This window comes from Streptomyces sp. Sge12, assembly GCF_002080455.1.
In the GTDB taxonomy this organism is placed as follows: Bacteria; Actinomycetota; Actinomycetes; order Streptomycetales; family Streptomycetaceae; genus Streptomyces.
Map to the genome: position 1 here is coordinate 3,332,148 of NZ_CP020555.1, position 17,424 is coordinate 3,349,571.

The 17,424-nt window shown below is 72.8% G+C and carries 10 protein-coding genes; 2 read left to right on the plus strand and 8 right to left on the minus strand.

Annotated elements, in window-relative coordinates:
• Nucleotides 1-22: 22 nt before the first annotated feature.
• From B6R96_RS14540 to B6R96_RS14565, 6 genes are all read right to left on the minus strand, one after another.
• On the minus strand, nucleotides 23-1,810 hold the full coding sequence (locus B6R96_RS14540; RefSeq protein ID WP_081522663.1) for a GMC oxidoreductase: 1,788 nt from the start codon (nucleotides 1,808-1,810) through the stop codon (nucleotides 23-25).
• Nucleotides 1,811-1,839: 29 nt separating this feature from the next.
• Nucleotides 1,840-3,471: a succinic semialdehyde dehydrogenase gene (locus B6R96_RS14545; RefSeq protein WP_053177006.1), complete on the minus strand. Its 1,632-nt coding sequence runs from the start codon at nucleotides 3,469-3,471 to the stop codon at nucleotides 1,840-1,842.
• A gap of 103 nt (nucleotides 3,472-3,574) precedes the next feature.
• Nucleotides 3,575-5,230, minus strand: a complete 1,656-nt coding sequence (locus B6R96_RS14550) for a serine/threonine-protein kinase (RefSeq protein ID WP_081522664.1) — start codon at nucleotides 5,228-5,230, stop codon at nucleotides 3,575-3,577.
• Between the two features lie 125 nt (nucleotides 5,231-5,355).
• Complete coding sequence (locus tag B6R96_RS14555) at nucleotides 5,356-7,947, minus strand: protein kinase (RefSeq protein ID WP_107475517.1); 2,592 nt, start codon at nucleotides 7,945-7,947, stop codon at nucleotides 5,356-5,358.
• Between the two features lie 77 nt (nucleotides 7,948-8,024).
• Nucleotides 8,025-10,535 carry a serine/threonine-protein kinase gene (locus B6R96_RS14560; protein ID WP_107475518.1) on the minus strand — a complete coding sequence of 837 codons (2,511 nt, stop codon included), beginning with the start codon at nucleotides 10,533-10,535 and terminating at the stop codon, nucleotides 8,025-8,027.
• A gap of 161 nt (nucleotides 10,536-10,696) precedes the next feature.
• Nucleotides 10,697-12,403 (minus strand): glycerol-3-phosphate dehydrogenase/oxidase, encoded by a 1,707-nt coding sequence (locus B6R96_RS14565; protein ID WP_053704305.1) that lies wholly within the window; start codon nucleotides 12,401-12,403, stop codon nucleotides 10,697-10,699.
• Nucleotides 12,404-12,635: 232 nt separating this feature from the next.
• Between B6R96_RS14565 and B6R96_RS14570 the strand changes: the two genes are divergently transcribed.
• Nucleotides 12,636-13,865 carry a nucleotide sugar dehydrogenase gene (locus B6R96_RS14570; protein WP_030389112.1) on the plus strand — a complete coding sequence of 410 codons (1,230 nt, stop codon included), beginning with the start codon at nucleotides 12,636-12,638 and terminating at the stop codon, nucleotides 13,863-13,865.
• A gap of 115 nt (nucleotides 13,866-13,980) precedes the next feature.
• Nucleotides 13,981-14,451: a hypothetical protein gene (locus B6R96_RS14575; RefSeq protein WP_030389111.1), complete on the plus strand. Its 471-nt coding sequence runs from the start codon at nucleotides 13,981-13,983 to the stop codon at nucleotides 14,449-14,451.
• 73 nt (nucleotides 14,452-14,524) lie between these two features.
• Here B6R96_RS14575 and B6R96_RS14580 read toward each other — a convergent pair whose 3' ends face one another.
• Nucleotides 14,525-15,649, minus strand: coding sequence for a GuaB3 family IMP dehydrogenase-related protein (locus tag B6R96_RS14580; RefSeq protein WP_081522665.1), 1,125 nt, complete (start codon nucleotides 15,647-15,649; stop codon nucleotides 14,525-14,527).
• 144 nt (nucleotides 15,650-15,793) lie between these two features.
• Nucleotides 15,794-17,293, minus strand: a complete 1,500-nt coding sequence (gene guaB / locus B6R96_RS14585) for an IMP dehydrogenase (protein ID WP_030389109.1) — start codon at nucleotides 17,291-17,293, stop codon at nucleotides 15,794-15,796.
• Nucleotides 17,294-17,424: the final 131 nt, after the last annotated feature.

Below are 17,424 nucleotides of genomic sequence, written 5' to 3' on the forward strand. Positions count from 1 at the left end.
CACACGCCAGGTTCCGGATCGCTCAGGGTTGCCGCGGCGGAACCTCCGGGACCGCGAGGAACGGCAGCCGCAGCGCGCCGAAGGCCTCCTTGGGCACCGCCGGACGGACCGGTTCCACCGCGTCCAGGCGCACGTACGCCGTCCCCTGCTCGGGCCGCGGGTCGCGCTCGCCCTTGTTCGGCCAGTACGACATCGCCCGTTCCGCCTGCGCCGTGATCGTCAGCGACGGGTTCACGCCGAGGTTCGCGGACACGGCCGAGCCGTCCACCACCGAGATGCCCGGGTGCCCGTAGAGCCGGTGGTACGGGTCCACCACGCCCTCCTCGGGCGAGGCACCGATCGGGCAGCCGCCCAGGAAGTGCGCGGTCAGCGGGGTCCCCATCAGCTCGCCGATGTTGCTGCCCGGGAAGCCGTTGATCTCCTCGGCCAGCAGGGTCGCGGCCTGCGTGGCCTCCGCGATCTGGACCGGGTTCGGGGCGCCGTGCCCCTGGCGGGCGGTGAGCAGGCCCTTCCCGATGCCGCCGGGCTTGCGGTACGTGGTCAGCGAGTTGTCCAGCGACTGCATGACCAGGCCGATGATGGTCCGCTCCGACCAGCGCCGGTTGGACAGCGACCGCGCCAGCTGCAGCGGGTGCCGCACGGTCCGGCCGAGCCAGGCACGGACCCGGTGCTTGCTGTGGGGGACCTGGAGGACGGTCATGAACCCCATGGCGTTGGAGCCGCGGCCGTAGCGCACGGGCTCGATGTGGGTGTCGGCGTTGGGGTGCACCGAGGAGGTGATCGCCACGCCGCGGGTGAAGTCGGCCCGCTGCGCCCTGCCGGAGCCGTCGCCGTGGCGCTTGCGGTAGCGGCGGTCGTCGGTCTGCGCGCCGACCAGTCCCTCGGAGTTGGTCCGGGTCAGCTCGCCGAGCCGCTGCGACAGGCGCGGGAGTTCGCCGCGGTCCTTCATCGTGTGCAGCAGGGTCTGCGTGCCGTAGGTGCCGGCCGCGACGACGACGTACCGGGCGCGCAGCACCTTGGCGCGGCCCCGGCGGCGGCCGTCGGTGGGGACGGTGCGGATGCGGTAGCCGCCCTCGGGGTGGTCGGAGAGCGCGGTGACGGTGGTCATCGGGTGGATGACGGCGCCGGCGCGCTCGGCGAGGTGCAGGTAGTTCTCGTTCAGGGTGTTCTTCGCGCCGTGCCGGCAGCCCGTCATGCACTCGCCGCATTCGGTGCAGGCCCGGCGGGTGGGGCCGGCGCCGCCGAAGTACGGGTCGGGGACCTCCTGGCCGGGCCGCACCTTCGGCTGTCCTTCGGCGTCGTCGCCGTCGCCGAAGAAGACGCCGACCGGGGCCATGTGGAAGGAGTCCGCGACGCCCATCTTCTCGGCGGCCGCCTTCAGGTGGACGTCGGAGGGGGTCATGGTCGGGTTGAGGCGCACCCCGAGCATCCGCTTGGCCTGCTCGTAGTAGGGGGCGAGCTCGCTCCGCCAGTCGGTGATGGACGCCCACTGCCGGTCCTCGAAGAAGGCGGTGGGCGGCACGTACAGGGTGTTGGCGTAGTTGAGCGAGCCGCCGCCCACACCGGCGCCCGCGAGCACCATCACGTTGCCGAGCAGGTGGATCCGCTGGATCCCGTACAGCCCGAGGGCCGGGGCCCACAAGTAGTTGCGCAGGTCCCAGCTGTTCTTCGGCAGGCTCTCGCGGGTGAACCGGCGGCCGGCCTCCAGGACGCCGACCCGGTAGCCCTTCTCGGTCAGTCGCAGCGCCGAGACCGACCCGCCGAAGCCCGATCCGATGACGATGACGTCGTAGTCGTACGACTCAGACACGGTGCTGCCCCTTTAACGGAGTCGGAGGATCAACGGAGTCGCAGGGCCTTCATGACCTGGAGGCTGCGGGTCATGAACGCCGCGTACTTCTCGTCGTCCATGCCCAGCGAGGGCGCCATCGGGAGCAGTCGCTGGTGGGCGACGGTCTGGGCCTCGGTGTACTTGAGGATGCCCTCGGAGCCGTGGCGGCGGCCGAGGCCGGAGTCCTTCATGCCGCCCATGGGCGCCTGGGCGCTGCCGTAGGCGGGGGCGTAGCCCTCGTTGATGTTGACGGTGCCGGTGCGCAGGCGGGCGGCGACGGCGTGGCCGCGGCGGGAGTCCTTGGTCCAGACGCTGGAGTTCAGGCCGTAGGCGGTGGCGTTGGCCTCGTCGATCGCCCGGTCCTCGTCGGTGAAGCGGTAGATCGAGACGACCGGGCCGAAGGTCTCCTCGCCGCACACCGCCATGGGCGCCTCGACGCCGTCGAGGATGGTGGGCTCGTAGAAGAGCGGTCCGATGTCGGGGCGGGCGGTGCCGCCGGCCACGAGGGTGGCGCCCTTGGCCACGGCTTCGTCCACGTGCCGCTGTACGGTCTCCAGCTGGCGCGTCCCCACCAGTGAGCCCATGTCCGCCCCGTACGCGAGGGAGGCGCCGAGCCGCATGGCCTTCGTGCGGGCGGCGAACCGTTCGACGAAGGCGTCGGCGATCGAGGCGTGGACGTAGAGCCGCTCGATGGAGATGCACAGTTGCCCGGCGGAGGAGAAGCAGGCGCGGACGGCGCCCGCGGCGGCCTTCTCGATGTCGGCGTCGTGCAGCACGAGCATGGCGTTCTTGCCGCCGAGTTCGAGGGAGACCCCGACGAGGCGGTCGGCGGCGCCCCGGGCGACCTCGCGACCGGTGCGGGTGGAGCCCGTGAAGGAGACGTAGTCCGCGTGCCGGACCACCTCGGGGCCGACGACGGGGCCCTCGCCGAGGACGATCTGGAAGACCTCGGCGGGCAGGCCGGCCTCGATCAGCAGGTCGCGGGCCCACAGGGCGGTCAGGGCGGTCTCGGTGTCGGGCTTCATGACGAGCGCGTTGCCGGAGACGAAGGCGGGCAGGGCGTCGCCGACCGACAGCTCGAGCGGGTAGTTCCAGGGGGCGATCTGACCGACGACGCCGCGCGGCTGGCGCAGCTCGGTGACCTTGGTGAGGGTGGGCATGGCGCCGGTGTGGCCCTTGGGGCGCAGGTACCCGGGGGCCTTGCGCCCGTAGTGGCGGGCCGAGACGGCGACCGCCTGGACCTCCTCGTGGGCGTGCAGGCGGGCCTTGCCGGTCTCCAGCTGGATCAGGTCGAGGACCTCGGCCTGCCGGGCGAGGACCAGGTCGTGGAAGCGCAGCAGGACCGCGGCCCGCTTGCGTACGGGGACCGCCGCCCAGGCGGGCTGGGCGGCGCGGGCCCGGTCGAAGGCCTCGGCCACGTCCTCGGGGGTGGCCTCGGGAAGCTCCGCCAGCCGGTCCCCGGTGAAGGGGGTGTGGTTGGCGGTGCGACCGGATCCGATCACGCCGCGGGTCAGCCGGGCGACCAGGTCGGGAGTGACCACATCGGCGGCGGTGCGGGCACCGGCCGGCGCCGGGGCGACCGGGTTGGTGGGCTGCGGTGCGGTCCGGAGGGGGGCGTCGGGGGCCTGCGAGTCCGTCATGCCGGTGAGCGTATTGCTCCGGACAGCCTTTGGGTACCCGCCGGTAACCGGATTTTGCCATTTCCGCCAGTGATCGCTGGCAGGATGACGGGATCGGGGCCGATCAGGGCTGCTTGGCGGGCGGCTCCCAGCCGGTGAGCACGACGTCGAACTGCTGCTCGGTCGTGGCCCAGCTCGCGACCGGGCTCGACATGTAGATCGCGTACTCCGTGCCGTCCGGGGCGATGTACATCTGCTCCTTGGCCCGGCGGGGGCCCGGGTGGTTCTGCTTCTCCGTATAGGTGAAGTCCCAGAGCGCGGCCCGGGTGCTGTCCCGGAAGGTGTTCTGGTTCAGCCGCACCTTCTTGTAGTCGGTCCGCTTCGCCACCTGCGTCTCCAGGTCGAGCAGGTGCGCGAGCGGATCCCTGTAGTCCGGGGTGGGGTCGGCGGCGATCCGGATGAAGTGCTTGCCGTCGTCCGGGGTGTAGTCGATCTGGTCGCCGTTCGCCTTGCGCGTCCAGCCCTCCGGGACGAACAGCGTGAAACCGGCGAGGGGGTCGACGACCTTCTTGTAGCCGGCCGGCGGGGTCGCCGCCTGCGGTTTCCCGGAGTCGCCCGACTGCCCTCCCGTCGAGCTCACGATCCGGTCCGGATCGCTCTCCTGGCCGTCGTCCCCGGTGTACTTGAGGATCCCGAAGACACCGCCGCCGCCGAGCAGCGCGGCCACCAGCGCCACCACCGCGGCGCGCTTGATCCAGCCGCCGTCCCGGTCGGCGGGCGCGGCAGCGGCCGCGGACACCGTCCCGGAGATCGCGGGCTCCGGCAGCGCGGCCGTCTGCGCGACGTCCCGCTGCGGGGCCGGCCGCGGCTCCTCGGGCCGGTCCTGCGCCGGGGCGAGCTCCTCCGGACTCACCGCGCGCGTGGGCACGTACGCCTGCGCCGCCTTCGGCTCCCGGCCCTCCATCGCCTCCAGCAGCATCCGCTCGGCCTCCGCCGCCGAGGGGCGCTCCGCCGGGTCCTTGCGCAGCAGGGCGGTGATGATCGGCCCGAGCGCCCCGGCCTGGCGCAGCGCCGGCGGCTCGTCGTTGACCACGGCCTGGAGGCTGGAGATGGGCGAGGTGCGGCGGAACGGGGAACGGGCCTCCACCGCCGTGTACAGGGTGGCGCCCAGCGACCACAGGTCCGAGGACGGGTCGGGCGAGCCCCCGGTGACCCGCTCGGGAGCCAGGTAGTCGATGGAGCCGACGATCTCGCCGGTGCGCGTGATGGACGAGTCGCCCTCGATCGCCGCGATCCCGAAGTCCGTGAGCAGCACCCGGCCGTCCTTGGCGAGCAGCACGTTGCCCGGCTTCACGTCCCGGTGCAGCACGCCGACCGCGTGCGCGGCGCGCAGCGCGCCCAGCACGTGCAGCCCGATCCGGGCCGCCTCGCGGGGCTCGATCCGCCCCGCCGCCTTGGCCGCCTCCGCCAGGGAGGGGCCGTCGATGTACTCCATGACGATCCACGGCCGGTCGTCGTGCTCCAGCACGTCGTGGACGGTGACGACCGCCGGGTGCTGGATCCGGGCCGCGGCCCGGGCCTCCTTCTGGGTCCGGGCGTGCATGACGTCCCGGTCGGCCTGGGCGACGTACAGACCCGCCGTCAGTTCCTTGACGGCGACGGTCCTGTGGAGCAGCTCGTCATGCGCGCGCCACACCTTGCCCATGCCGCCCCGGCCGATCGGCTCGACGAGCCGGTACCGGCCCGCCAGCACATCGCCCCCACCTGTCTGCTGTTCCACGAAATCCCGCCGCTCTCTGCACTTCAGGCCAGATTACGGAGCCCGGAGGGGCTGCCGGAACCGCCCGGGCGCCGAAAGACGGCACTGTGACGCAATCGCCGTACTGATCAGTCGTCAGTATCCGTTCAACCGCCCGCCTTGTAACTCGCCGTGGCCTTTTCGAAGACCTCGGTGACCTTGGACTGCTCGTCCTCCGGACCGGTGACCAGAACGACGTGGTAGCTCCCGCCCAGCGCGACGACGAAGTTGCGGGCGAACACGTTGCGACCGGTCCCGTCGATCCACGTGTACCGGCCCGAGGCGCGCAGTTGCTGGCCCACCTTCGTGGTCTTCACGTCCCCCACGGTGGACCAGGTGGACGTCCGGTACGGGGTCAGCTCCGGCTCCTTGTCCTTCTGGTACGCCGCCGGATCCGGATTGCCCTGGACCTTGTCACGGCCGGGGACGACCGTCAGCACGAACTGCCCGTCGGTGTAACGCACCTGACCGGACTCATTGATTCCGCGGCGCTCCCAGCCGTCGGGCACGGCGATCTCGAAGTGCTCCGGATCCTGCTGGGTGGTGTAACCGGCCGGAGCCGGGGCCGGGGCGGGCTGCGATGCGGCGGGCTCGGTCGTCTGGGGCGCCGGCTTGGACTCGGGCGTGCCGGAGGGCACCTGGGAGGGGCTCGGCTTCGCCGGGGCCTGGCCGGTGCTGCCCCGGGCGTCGCCCGCGGCCTCCGGATCCGCGGCACGCGGCATGAACAGCAGCGCGTACGCCACCGCGCCGGCGAGGAGGACCAGGATCCCGACGAGCAGGGTCCGGCCGAGGGCGCGCGGCTTGCGGGGGGCGCTGGGGTTGCGGTGCCGCCCGTGGACCTCGCCGCGACGGCGTACGACGGGCAGCCGCGCCGGATCCGGCTCCGGCATCGGGAGCACCCCGAATCCGGCGTCCGGCTCGGGCGCGGACCGCACGAGCGAGCGCAGCCAGCCCCGCAGCTCCTCGAAGTCCGGCCGCTCCGTGGGGTCCTGGCGCAGCAGCGACTCGACGATCGGGCGCAGCGCCCCGCACTCCTCCGCGAAGGCCGGCGGTTCCGCGCAGACCATCTCGACCAGCTCGGCGACGCTGTCCTCCGGGTACGGGGCGTGCCCCTGCACCGCGCGGTAGAGCAGCGCGCCGAGCGCCCACAGGTCGGTGGCGGGCCCGACGGGGGCCGCGAGCTGCCAGTGCCCGTGCACGGGACCGGCCTGCTCGGGGGCCCACCGCTCGGTGACCGCCCCGACGACGGCCATCCGGGTCTGCCGGGCCCGCTCGGCGTCCAGGCCGGTGCGCGGCCCGGTCCAGCCGCTCGACTGCGGCTGGCCGGGCGTGGGCGTGGCCGGGGCCTCGGCCTCGGCCTGCCGGTAGCCCTGGGGCAGGGCGAGGCGGGCGGGCAGGGCGGGGCGCTCGGGCTGGAGGTCGGGCGCCGGCGCCTGTTCCGGCCGGGGTTCGGGCCAGGGTTCCGGTTGTGGTCGGGGTTGCGGTAAGGCCTCCCGCACGGGCCCTTCCAGCAGCGGTTCCGGATCCGATTCCGTTTCCCGTTCCCGTTCCCGTTCCGGTTCGGGTTCCGGGGTGGCCGCGGGGAGTTCCGCCCGGCGGGGGGTCGCACCGTGCCAGGAGGCGGTGCCCGTCTCCGGGCCGCCGTAGGGGTACGAGTACCCGTGCGGGAGGGTCGACCCCTCGGGCCGACGCTCCGGCGGTGGCGAACCGGCCTCGATCTCGGTCCCGGCTCCGGCCCTGCGCTCCTCGATGACCCGGGCGGCGGCGGCCCGCGCCCCGGCCCGGTAGGCCGCGATGGCCCCGGCCCGCGCGGCGGCCTGGAGGTCGGGGCGCTCCTGCGGACGGCCGGGGGTGATGTGGTCGTTGTACCGCGGCCCGGTGTCGTAGCCGGGGGCCACGAGGGGCGCGTACGCGGCGGGGGGCTCCGTACGGAGGTCCACCGGACCGGCAGCGGGAGCCGGATCCGGGTCCGGGTCCGGGAGCACGACCGGAGCGGGAGCGGGAACCTGCATCGGAGCCGGAGTCGGAGCCGGAGCGGACGCCTGCGCCGGGAGCGGAACGGCGCCGGTGCCGGGTGCGGGAGCCGGGCCGGTACCCCACCCCGTCGCGACGCCGGTGTCCTCGGCGCTCGGCACGGGGTCGTACCCGCACAGGGCCTCCTCCGCCGCGCCGGCCGCCAGGCCGGTCAGCACGACCCGCCCGTCCTCGCACACCAACACCGTCCGGACGGTGATGTTCCGGTGCGTCCAGCCGTGCGCGTGCAGCACCCGCAGCGCGGTGAGCACGTCCGACGCCACCTCGGCCGCCCGGTAGGGGCTCAGCGGTTCATCGGCTATCAGCGCGGCCAGCGGCCTGGCCGGCACCAGTTCGCTCACTATCCACAGCGACTCGCCCTCGGCGAACACGTCGAAGACCTGGTCCAGCCGGGGATGGTCCGGGATCGAAGCCGCCGCCTGCGCCGCCTCGATGGCGCGGCGGACGGCCGGCAGATCGGCGGGCGAGCGGCGCGCGGCCGGCACGGCGCGGTGCCCGTCCAGCAGCTCCGCGTCCACGATCTCCGGCAACGGCACCTGGCGTACCAGGACTTCTTGCCCGCTGCGCGTGTCAAAGGCGCGCGTCTCGACCAGTTCGTACTCGTCGGACGGCGGCAGGGGCAGGCGGTAGCGGCCGGCCAGGATCCGGCCCGCGTACTCCTCCACATCGCCTCCCCCGAGTGCGGCGGGTCCCCATGGCCCCTCCGACACGATACGTCGCCGGGGCCGCCCGCGTCCCGAGGTCAGCCGAGCGGCTGGAACGTCTCGAAGGCGACGTTGCGCATCTGGGTGCACTCGGCGCCGTCCCACTGGTCGGCGGCGCAGCTGATCATGATGGCGTAGCCGTGCGTCGCGTCCAGCTTGAAGCCGCGGTTGAGCACCCGGACCTTGATCCCCTTCTGCTCCCGCTCGAACTCCCAGTCCGCGACGGTCGGGTAGCCCCGGTAGTCCACCGCGTCGATGCGGATCTGCCGGTAGCTGGTGCTGCTGCCCGCCACCGCCGGGGCGGCCTTGGCCCAGGCGAGGCGCGCGTCGTTGCCCGGCTTGTCGGTGTAGTCGACCTGGATCCGCGGGAATCCGCCGTCACGGCTGTATATGCCGCCGGAGTTCTCGCCCGCGGTGCCCGTCTGCTTGAAGCCCTCGGGCATGGCCATCGAGAAGTGGAACCCGAAGTCCTGCACCGGGACGAATCCCGCCGGGAGCGCGCCGCCGGCGCCGCCGCCGGACGTGGCGCCCTGGCCCTGGTTCGCGGCCGGGGACTGCTGCCCGCCGGTACCGGCACCCGTACCCGCGCTGCCGTTGGCGTTGCCGCCCGTGTCGCCGGTGTTCCCCGAGGGCTTCGGGGAGGTGTTCCCCGTCCCGCCGCCCGGGTCCTTCGGGGCCGAGGCCGCCGGGGTGGGCTTGCCCCCGCCCTTGCTCTCGTCCTTGGGGTCCTTGTCGTCGGTGCTGAAGGCGTAGGCGATGAGCGAGCCGACGACGGCCAGCACCACGACCACGGCCGCCGCCGCGAGCACGATGGTGCGGCGCTGCATGACGTCCGTGAGCGGCGCCTTGACGGGGGACGGCTTGGACTTCGGCGGCTCCGCGGCGGTGACGGCCGTGGTGGCGGCCGCGGCCGTCGCCGCCTTGCGGGCCGCCTTCAGCGCGGCGCGGGCCCGCTCGCGCTGCTCGCGGTCGCGGCGCTCGCGTTCCTTCTTCGCCGCCTTCTCGGCAGCCTTCTCCGCCTTCTCCGCGGCGGCCTTGTCCGCGGCCTCCTTGGCGTCCGCCAGCGAAATCTGCCGGGTCTCCTCGGCCGCCGCGGCCACTACGGGGGCGGGCTCGGGCTCGGGCGCCGCGAGGACGGCGCTGAGCATCGCCCGGGCGCGGCTGTCGTCGAGCCGGTGCGCGGGGTCCTTGGCGAGCAGGCCGTAGATGACCTCGATCAGCGGGCCCGCGTTCTTCGGCGGCTCCACCGGCTCGGTCATCACGGCGGTGAGGGTGGCGAGCGCGGACCCCTTGTCGTACGGGGGCACTCCCTCGACGGAGGCGTACAGCAGGCCGCCGAGCGACCACATGTCGGCGGGCGGGCCGGGCTTGTGGCCGCGGGCGCGCTCGGGGGAGATGTAGGACGGGGCGCCGACGAGCATGCCGGTGGAGGTGACGGAGGGGTCGCCCTCGACCTGCGCGATGCCGAAGTCGGTGAGGACGACCCGGCCGTTGCCGGCGATGAGCACGTTGGACGGCTTCACGTCGCGGTGCAGGATGCCCTGGCCGTGCGCGGCGCGCAGCACGTCGAGCACCGCGAGGCCGACCTCGGCGGCGCGGTGCGGGGTGAGCGGGCCGTTCTCACGTATGAACTCGGCGAGCGAGGGGCCCTCGATGAGCTCCATGACGATCCACGGCCGGGCGTCCTCGTCGACGACGTCGTAGACGGTGACGGCGCCGCCGCTGCGGATCCGCGCAATCGCCTTGGCCTCGCGGAGGGTACGGGTGATGAGGCGTCGCTTCTCGTCCTCGTCGACCCCGCTGCTGAAGCGGAGTTCCTTGACGGCGACGGTCCGGCCCAGGGTCTCGTCCTGGGCGCGCCAGACGGTACCCATCCCGCCCTTGCCGAGCACGGCACCGAGCCGGTACCGCCCGGCCAGCAACCGCCCCTCGTCCTTGCCGTCCCCGGCGGCCTTCGCGGCGGCCTTGACGGCGGCGGCCATGGCATCCGCCTTCTCGACGACGGGATTGCTCCCCGGCTTCGCCACCACCGGCTTCGCCGCAGACGACCCCGCAGCCTTGCTCAGCCCTGGCTTCGCAGCCGCAGGCACAGCGTCAGCCGGATCGGCAGCCGCAGCCTTCTCCCGGCCCGGCTTCGCCGCAGGCGACCCGTCGGTCTTGCTCAACCCAGGCTTCGCAACCGCAGGCTCGGCATCAGCCGGTTCCGCATCCGCGGCACCAGCCGCAGGCCCGGCCTCCACGGCCTCCGCCGCAGCCTTGCTCAACCCGGGCTTCCCAACCACAGGCTCGGCCTCCGGCGCAGCGTCAGCCGGCTCGGCAGCCGCAGGCGCAGCCTTCTCACTGCCCGGCTTCGCCGCAGGCGACCCCGCAGGCGACCCCGCAGGATCGGCGTCGGACGCAGCGTCCGCCGGCTCGGCAGACACAGGCGCGGCTGCCTCACCGCCGGGCTTCGCCGCAGGCGACCCGGCATCCGAAGCCGCGGCGCCAGCCTCGGACTTCTCACTGCTGGGCTTCGCCGCAGGCGACTCGGTGTGCTCCGGCTTCGACATGCGTCCCCTCTGCGATCGTGCCGCTGCTCCGCCTGCCCCAGCGGCTGAGCGACCCGGCGGCCGGGGCCCGCGATAACCCGCCCCGGCAGAACCCTCATTGTTCCTCACTCCGCAACGGACGGGCGCCCCGGGTCTGCGGTTCCCCCCTCCGGATCCCGGAGTTACAACGGAACGATGTCGGGCGCCCCCAGCCGCGCCGCGTCCGCCGTCTGGTCGTCGGGCTGGCGCTGCGATTCCCTTTCCGCCTGGACCCGCTTCTCGTAGTGCTCCACTTCCTTCTCGATCTGCTGCTTGTCCCACCCCAGGACCGGGGCCATCAACTCCGCGCATTCCCGCGCCGACCGCGTCCCCCGGTCGAAGGTCTCGATCGAGATCCGGGTGCGCCGCGTCAGGACGTCGTCCAGGTGCCGCGCCCCTTCGTGCGAGGCCGCGTAGACGATTTCCGCCCGGAGGTAGTCGTCCGCCCCGGACAGCGGCTCCCGCAGCCCCGGGTCGGCGGCCATCAGGTCCAGCAGTTCCTCCGTCAGGGATCCGAAGCGGTTCAACAGGTGTTCCACCCGCACCACATGAAGACCCGTCCGGGCGGCGATCCGGGCCCGGCCGTTCCACAGTGCCCGGTAGCCCTCCGCCCCCACCAGCGGGACGTCCTCCGTCACGCAGTCCGCCACCCGCTGGTCCAGCCCGTGCACGGCCTCGTCGACCGCGTCCTTCGCCATGACCCGGTACGTCGTGTACTTGCCCCCGGCGACCACCACCAGCCCCGGCACCGGGTGCGCGACCGTGTGCTCGCGCGACAGCTTGCTCGTCGCGTCCGACTCCCCGGCCAGCAGCGGCCGCAGGCCCGCGTACACGCCCTGGACGTCGTCGCGCGTGAGCGGCACCGCCAGCACCGAGTTCACGTGCTCCAGCAGGTAGTCGATGTCCGCGCTCGACGCCGCCGGGTGGGCCTTGTCCAGGTCCCAGTCGGTGTCCGTGGTCCCCACGATCCAGTGCCGGCCCCAGGGGATGACGAACAGCACCGACTTCTCGGTCCGCAGGATCAGCCCGGTGCTCGAATGGATCCGGTCCTTCGGTACGACCAGGTGGATGCCCTTCGAGGCCCGTACGTGGAACTGGCCACGCTCCCCGATCAGCGCCTGGGTGTCGTCCGTCCACACCCCCGTCGCATTCACGACCTGCTTCGCGCGGATCTCGTACTCGCCGCCGGCTTCCACGTCCCGCACCCGCGCGCCGACGACCCGTTCGCCCTCACGCAGGAAGCCGACGACCCTCGCCCGATTGGCGCAGTGCGCCCCGTACGCGGCGGCCGTCCGCACCAGCGTGGTGACGTACCGGGCGTCGTCCATCTGGGCGTCGTAGTACTGGAGGGCTCCCACCAGCGCGTCCTTGCGCAGCGCCGGCGCCACCCGCAGCGCGCGCGCCCGCGACAGGTGCCGGTGCACGGGCAGGCCCCGGCCGTGGCCGCTGGAGACCGACATCGCGTCGTACAGTGCGACGCCCGAGCCGGCGTACAGCCGCTCCCAGCCCTTGTGCTGGAGCGGGTACAGGAAGGGCACCGGCTTCACCAGGTGCGGGGCGAGGCGCTCCAGCAGCAGGCCGCGCTCCTTCAGGGCCTCGCGCACGAGGGCGAAGTCGAGCATTTCCAGGTACCGCAGGCCGCCGTGGATCAGCTTGCTGGAGCGGCTGGACGTGCCCGATGCCCAGTCCCGGGCCTCCACCAGGCCGGTCGACAGGCCCCGGGTCACGGCGTCCAGTGCGGTGCCGGCGCCCACCACGCCCGCGCCCACCACCAGCACGTCCAGTTCCCGCTCGGCCATCCGGCTGAGAGCCTCGGCCCGCTGCGTCGGCCCCAGTGTCGCTGTCCTCACGGCTGCCTCCCGTTGGTGCGGATGAGATTCCGCTCACATGCCCCCGTTCCTTGATTCTGACCGCCCGCACCCACATCAGCCACCGCCTGTGGACAACACAACGGTGGCGTTCACCCCGGAATGCGACATATCTGTCATATATACGCCTAGTCTGACATTGCGCCAGCTTCCCCCGTGCCCCCGGAGGCCTTGCGCCGCAGCCCCCTCATGTCAGGGAAGGGACGGCACCCCCATGCCCGCAGATCTCGCCGTCATCGGACTCGGCCATCTCGGCCTCCCACTCGCCCAGGCGGCCGTCGCCGCCGGAATCGAGACGGTCGGCTACGACAGCGGTCCGGTCACGGACTCCACCCTCACCGCCGCCGAGATCCGCCGCATGTCGGCGGCCGGCTTCCGGGTCACCACCAACCCCGCCGAGCTCGGCCGGGTCCGCACGGCCGTCATCTGCGCCCCCACCCAGCTCGGCGCCGACCGCGCACTGGACCTCTCCGCCGTCGGTGAGGCCGGCCGCGCGCTCGCCGCCCGGCTGCGCCCCCACACCACCGTGATCCTCGAATCGGCCGCCCACCCCGGGGTCACCGAGGACTACCTCCGCCCGATCCTCGAAGCCGGCTCCGGGCTGCGGGCGGGCCGGGACTTCCACCTGGCCTACTCCCCCAGCCGCCACGACCCGGGCAACCGCACGCACGGCATCTCCAACACCCCCAAGGTGATCGGCGGCCTCACCCCCGCCTGCACGGAATCCGCGCACGCCTTCTACGCACGCCTCACCGAGAAGGTGGTCCGCGCCCGCGGCCTGCGCGAGGCCGAGACCGTACAGCTGCTCGAGACGAACTACCGCCACGTCAACATCGCCCTCATGAACGAGATGGCGGTGCTCTGCCACGACCTCGGCGTCGACCTGTGGGACGTCATCCGCTGCGCCGAGACCAAGCCGTACGGATTCCAGGCCTTCCGCCCCGGCCCCGGGGTCGGCGGCCACGGCGTCCCCCTCGACCCGAACTACCTCCCCCACACCACGCGCACCCCCGGCCACCCCCTGCGCATGGTCGGCCTGGCCCAGGAGATCAACAACCGGATGCCGCAGTACGTCATCCAGCGTTCGGCCACCCTGCTGAACGAGCACGGCAAATCCGCCCGCGGAGCCCGCGTCCTGCTCCTCGGCGTCACCTACAAGCCCGACCTGGCCGACCAGGAGGGCTCCCCGGCCTGCGAGATCGCCAGCCGCCTCCTCGACCTGGGCGCGCTGATCAGCTACCACGACCCGTACATCACGGGGTGGCGGGTGCGGGACCAGCCGGTCCCCCGCGCCGAATCGCTGTACGAGGCCGCCGCGAACGCGGACCTGACCATCCTGCTCCAGCACCACCGCACCTACGACCTGCAAGGACTCGCCGTGAAGGCCCAGCTGCTCCTGGACACCCGCGGCGCCAGCCCGGTGGGCGCGGCCCACCGGCTCTGAGCCCGGGAAAACCCCCAGGTGGATGTCCGACACGGCTGCTAGCCTGCGGCGTCACTTATCTCGCACATACGTCCCCCTGGACCTCTGTGCGTCTGCGTCCCTGGGGGGATTTCCGATGAGCCAGAACTTCACGCCGCCCGCGCCCGACTCCTACACGGCGGCTCCCGCCCCGGCCCCGGCCCGCACCGGCAACATCGGCCTGGCGATCCTCGGGGCGCTGGCCGCCGCCCTGGCCGCGGGGGCCGCCTACGGCGGCCTCATGGGCGCGATCGAGTACCAGATCGGCTACGCCGCGGCCGGTGTCGGGTTCCTGGTGGGCCTCGTCGCCGTCCGCCTCGGCGGCAGCAACCCCGTCCTCCCGGTCCTGAGCGCCCTGCTGACGCTCGCCGGCGTCTACGCCGGCTACCTGCTGACCGAGGCCATGTTCATCGCGAAGGCCAACCCCCCGCTCACGGCGACCGAGCTGCTCACGAGCCACCTCGCCGACGTCCACCAGTCCTACCTGGACAACTTCGACCCGATCTCGGTCCTGTTCTTCGCGATCGGCGCGTACGCCGCCTTCCAGACGGCCCGCAAGGCCGCCTGACCGGCGCCCCGCACACGCCGGAGGGCCGGCACCCCGCTCGGGGTGCCGGCCCTCCGGCGTACTGGTGGAGCGATCAGCGGCTGTGCTGCGAGTCCGCGATCGTGACCTCGACCCGCTGGAACTCCTTGAGCTCGCTGTAGCCGGTGGTGGCCATCGAGCGGCGCAGCGCGCCGAAGATGTTCATGGAGCCGTCCGGGGTGTGCGAGGGACCGGTGAGGATCTCCTCGGTGGTGCCCACGGTGCCCAGGTCGACCTTCTTGCCGCGCGGCACGTCCTCGTGGACGGCCTCCATGCCCCAGTGGTTGCCGCGGCCGGGCGCGTCGGTGGCACGGGCCAGCGGGGAGCCCATCATCACGGCGTCCGCGCCGCAGGCGACGGCCTTCGGGATGTCGCCCGACCAGCCCACGCCGCCGTCGGCGATGACGTGCACGTAGCGGCCGCCGGACTCGTCCATGTAGTCGCGGCGGGCCGCGGCCACGTCCGCGACGGCGGTCGCCATCGGGACCTGGATGCCGAGCACGTTGCGCGTGGTGTGCGCGGCGCCGCCGCCGAAGCCGACGAGGACACCGGCCGCGCCGGTGCGCATCAGGTGCAGGGCCGCCGTGTAGGTGGCGCAGCCGCCGACGATGACCGGGACGTCGAGCTCGTAGATGAACTGCTTGAGGTTCAGCGGCTCGGCGGCGCCCGACACGTGCTCGGCCGACACCGTGGTGCCGCGGATCACGAAGATGTCCACGCCCGCGTCGACGACGGCCTTGGAGAACTCGGCGGTGCGCTGCGGGGAGAGCGCGGCGGCGGTGACGACGCCCGAGTCGCGCACCTCCTTGATCCGCTGCCGGATCAGGTCCGCCTGGATCGGCGCGGAGTAGATCTCCTGGAGACGGCGGGTCGCGGCCTCCTCGTCCAGCTCCCTGATCTCGTCGAGCAGCGGCTGCGGGTCCTCGTACCGGGTCCACAGGCCTTCGAGGTTCAGCACGCCGAGGCCGCCGAGCTCGCCGATGCGGATCGCGGTCTGCGGGGAGACGACCGAGTCCATGGGAGCGGCCAGGAAGGGGAGCTCGAAGCGGTACGCGTCGATCTGCCAGGCGATCGAGACCTCCTTCGGGTCCCGGGTACGCCGGCTCGGGACGATGGCGATGTCGTCGAACGCGTACGCCCTGCGGCCGCGCTTGCCGCGCCCGATCTCGATCTCAGTCACGTGTGGTGGCCTTTCCTCTGGGTCTGCCCGTCCAGTATCCCCGAACGCCGGGGGCCCGCGTTCCGGTGACCGCTGTGCGGACGACCGGCCCCCACGCCGAAGGGGCGGGCCCGGTCGTCCGGGCCCGCCCCTTCGGCGTGGCTGCTACCCCTTGCGGGAGTAGTTCGGTGCTTCCACCGTCATCTGGATGTCGTGCGGGTGGCTCTCCTTGAGGCCCGCCGAGGTGATCCGGACGAACCGGCCGCGGTCCTGGAGCTCGGGGACCGTGCGGCCGCCGACGTAGAACATCGACTGGCGAAGGCCGCCGACGAGCTGGTGCACGACCGCGGAGAGCGGGCCGCGGTAGGGGACCTGACCCTCGATGCCCTCGGGGATGAGCTTGTCGTCGCCGCCCACGCCCTCCTGGAAGTAGCGGTCCTTGGAGAAGGAGCGCTGGTCGCCGCGGGACTGCATCGCGCCGAGCGAACCCATGCCGCGGTAGGACTTGAACTGCTTGCCGTTGATGAAGAGCAGCTCGCCCGGGGACTCCTCGCAGCCCGCGAGCAGCGAGCCGAGCATCACCGTGTCGGCGCCCGCGACCAGGGCCTTCGCGATGTCGCCGGAGTACTGGAGGCCACCGTCGCCGATGACCGGGACGCCGGCCGCCTTGGCGGCGAGCGAGGCCTCGTAGATCGCGGTGACCTGCGGGACGCCGATGCCGGCGACGACGCGGGTGGTGCAGATGGAGCCCGGGCCGACGCCGACCTTGATGCCGTCGCAGCCGGCGTCGATGAGCGCCTGGGCGCCGTCGCGGGTGGCGACGTTGCCGCCGATGACGTCGACGGTGGAGTTCGACTTGATCTTGGCGACCATGTCGCCGACCAGGCGGGAGTGGCCGTGCGCGGTGTCGACGACGATGAAGTCGGCGCCCGCCTCGATCAGGGCCTGGGCGCGCTCGTACGCGTCACCGGCGACGCCGACGGCGGCGCCGACGAGGAGCCGGCCGTCCTTGTCCTTGGCGGCGTTCGGGTACTTCTCGGCCTTGACGAAGTCCTTGACCGTGATGAGGCCCTTGAGGATGCCCGCGTCGTCGACCAGCGGAAGCTTCTCGATCTTGTGGCGGCGCAGCAGCTCCATGGCGTCCACGCCGGAGATGCCGACCTTGCCGGTGACCAGCGGCATCGGGGTCATGACCTCGCGCACCTGGCGGCTGCGGTCCGACTCGAAGGCCATGTCGCGGTTGGTGACGATGCCGAGGAGCTTGCCTCCGGCGTCGGTGACCGGGACGCCCGAGATGCGGAACTTCGCGCAGAGCTGGTCGGCCTCGCCCAGCGTCGCGTCCGGGTGCACGGTGATCGGGTCGGTGACCATGCCGGACTCGGAGCGCTTGACCAGGTCGACCTGGTTGGCCTGGTCGGCGATGGAGAGGTTGCGGTGCAGCACGCCGACGCCGCCCTGGCGGGCCATGGCGATGGCCATGCGGGCCTCGGTGACCTTGTCCATGGCCGCGGACAGCAGCGGAACGTTGACGCGCACGTTCCGGGAGATGAGGGAGGAGGTGTCGATCGCGTCCGGAGACATGTCCGACGCGCCCGGCAGCAGCAGCACGTCGTCGTAGGTCAGTCCGAGCGTGGCGAATTTGTCGGGCACTCCGTCGGCAGTCATGACACCTTCCCAAATGGTCTTGCTCAGCGCGGATGTCCATGCTAACGGGATCCCGACGCGTCTCATTCCACGACCAAGGTCAAGCAGAAGTTTCGTCGTTTCCTACGACCGGCACCCGCGGGCGGGCTCCG